Origin of the sequence: Streptomyces sp. NRRL WC-3549, from assembly GCF_000721935.1 — a bacterium.
In the GTDB taxonomy this organism is placed as follows: domain Bacteria; phylum Actinomycetota; class Actinomycetes; order Streptomycetales; family Streptomycetaceae; genus Streptomyces.
The window spans coordinates 115,291-118,001 of the sequence record NZ_KL585381.1; the positions used below are offsets into that span (position 1 = coordinate 115,291).

A 2,711-nucleotide genomic window follows, 5' to 3' on the forward strand; every position below is an offset into this window, starting at 1 on the left:
CCCGCCGGCCGCGGAACCCCCGGCCGCGCCCGGGCAGCCCCAGCCGGTGCCACATGCCTCCGCTCCCGTAGCCCCGCAGCCCCCGCAGCCCGGGCCCACGAGCGCGCCTCCGGGCGGTACGACGCAGGGCTCCGGGTCCGGGCAGTTGTTGTCCGCGCCCGCGTCCGAGGGGCGCGCGTACGCGATAGGCGCACCGGACGAGGGTGCCGAGGGGCCGGAACCGCTGGACGGCCCGGGCGGGGCGGTCGAGGTGGCCAACCGCCCGCAGCCACTGCCCGTCGACGACGAACTGCCCCCGGAGCCGCTCGACAACCCGCGTCGGCTCCTCGTCTGGCCCGCCCCGGACGTCACCACGCAGCAGGCGCTCAGTGACCGCGGCTACCGACCGGTGATCGTCCACTCCCGGGAGGAGGTCGACGCCCAGATCGCGGCGTTCCCCGCCGCGCTCTTCGTCGACCCGCTGACCGGTCCCATCACCCGTACCGCGTTGCAGTCGCTGCGCCAGGCGGCCGTGGCGGCCGAGGTGCCGGTGCTGGTGACGGCCGGTCTGGGGCAGGCGACCAGGGAAGCGGCGTACGGGGCCGATCCCGCCGTCCTCCTCAAGGCCCTCGCGCCGCGCGACAGCGACCAGCACCCGCCGCGCGTCCTGGTGATCGAGGAGCACGAGGAGATCGCGCTCGCGCTCACGGAGACGCTGGAACGCCGGGGCATGCAGGTGGCCCGGGCCGCCGGTGACAGCGAGGCGGTCGAGCTCGCGGGCCGGATGCGGCCGAACCTGGTCGTGATGGACCTGATGCAGGTACGCCGCCGGCGCGCGGGAATCATCGACTGGCTGCGTGCCAACGGTGCGCTGAACCGGACGCCGCTCGTCGTGTACACCTCGGCCGGCATGGACGAGGCCGAGTTGGGGCTGCTGGCCTCGGGGGAGACCGTGCTCTTCCTGGCCGAGCGTGCGACGAGTGACGAGGTGCAGGCCCGGATCGTCGATCTGCTGGCGAAGATAGGGACCAACTGACGAGAGGGACCAGCTGACGCGCCGAGCGCGCGACACGGGCCGAGGGCGGTACGGGAGACCCGTACCGCCCTCGCCGTGCCCGGACCCGTGGTCGGTCCGTGGCCCGTGCCCGTACCCTCTGCCCGGACCCGTGGCTCAGATCCGGGTGACGTCCAGCTCGCCGTCGGCGTACTGCTTGCGGATCACCTTCTTGTCGAACTTGCCCACGCTCGTCTTCGGCACCGCCGGGATGAGCGTCCAGCGCTCGGGCAGCTGCCACTTGGAGACGGACTGCGCGAGGAACGCCTTGAGCTCCGCGTGGCCGGTGGTGGCGCCCTCCTTGAGGACGACGGTGGCCAGCGGGCGTTCCCCCCACTTCTCGTCGGGGACGGCGACGACCGCGGCCTCGGCCACATCCGGGTGCGCCATGATCGCGTTCTCCAGTTCGACGCTGGAGATCCACTCACCGCCGGACTTGATGACGTCCTTGGCCCGGTCCGTGAGGGTGAGGAACCCTTCCTCGCTGATCACGCCGACATCGCCGGTCTTCAGCCAGCCGTCCTCGCTGAACTTGTCCTCCGGGCGCAGGTCCGCGCCGTCCGCACCGCCGTAGTAGGCACCGGCGATCCAGGGGCCGCGCACCTCCAGCTCGCCCGCGGACTCGCCGTCCCACGGCAGGTGCTCACCGCCCGGTCCGACCAGACGTGCCTCGACCCCGGCGGGGAAACGGCCCTGGGTGACGCGGTACGGCCACTCCTCCTCCTCGGTGAGACCGGCGGGCGGGTTGGCCATGGTGCCGAGCGGTGACGTCTCCGTCATGCCCCAGGCGTGGCAGAGGCGGACGCCGAGCTTGTCGTACGCCTCCATCAGGGAGGGCGGGCAGGCGGCACCGCCGATGGTGACGCGGGTCATCGAGCTGAGGTCGCGCGGGTTGGCGGTGACCTCGGCGAGCAGTCCCTGCCAGATGGTGGGGACGGCCGCGGCGTGCGTCGGCCGCTCGCGCTCGATCATCTCGGCGAGCGGGGCCGGCTGGAGGAAACGATCCGGCATCAGCATGTTCACGCCGGCCATGAACGTCGCGTGCGGCAGCCCCCACGCGTTCACATGGAACTGCGGGACCACCACGAGGCTCGTGTCCTTGTCCGTCAGCCCCATCGACTCGGCCATGTTGACCTGCATGGAGTGCAGGTAGACGGAGCGGTGGGAGTAGACGACGCCCTTGGGGTCCCCGGTGGTCCCGGAGGTGTAGCACATGGCGGCGGCCTGGCGTTCGTCCAGCTCGGGCCAGTCGTACGAGGTGGGGCGGCCGGCGAGCAGGTCCTCGTACTCGTGCACCCGGGGCGCGGCACCGTCGAGCACCGAACGGTCGCCCGGACCCGTGACGACCACGTGCCGGAGGGACGGCAGGTGGGGCAGGAGCGGGGCGAGCAGCGGCAGCAGCGAACCGTTGACGATGAGGACCCTGTCGTCGGCGTGGTCGACGACCCAGATCAGCTGTTCGGGGGCGAGCCGCAGGTTGAGGGTGTGCAGCACGGCGCCCATGGAGGGGATCGCCAGGTACGCCTCGACATGCTCCGCGTTGTTCCACATCAGCGTCGCAACCCGCTGGTCGCCCGTGATGCCGAGCTCGTCGCGCAGCGCGTGGGCGAGCTGCGCGGCCCGCGCGCCGATCTCGGCGAAGGACCGCCGCTGCGGCTCCGGCTCGCCGGTCCAGGTC

The 2,711-nt window shown here is 72.6% G+C and carries 2 protein-coding genes; one reads left to right on the forward strand and one right to left on the reverse strand.

Annotated elements, in window-relative coordinates:
* A partial coding sequence (locus tag IH13_RS0100770; RefSeq protein ID WP_324605155.1) for a response regulator occupies positions 1-1,015 on the forward strand: 1,015 nt, incomplete at its 5' end.
* Between the two features lie 135 nt (positions 1,016-1,150).
* On the opposite strand, the gene IH13_RS36455 is transcribed toward IH13_RS0100770, so the two are convergent.
* Positions 1,151-2,711 (reverse strand): long-chain fatty acid--CoA ligase (locus IH13_RS36455; RefSeq protein ID WP_031080106.1); only part of this gene is annotated, 1,561 nt, incomplete at its 5' end.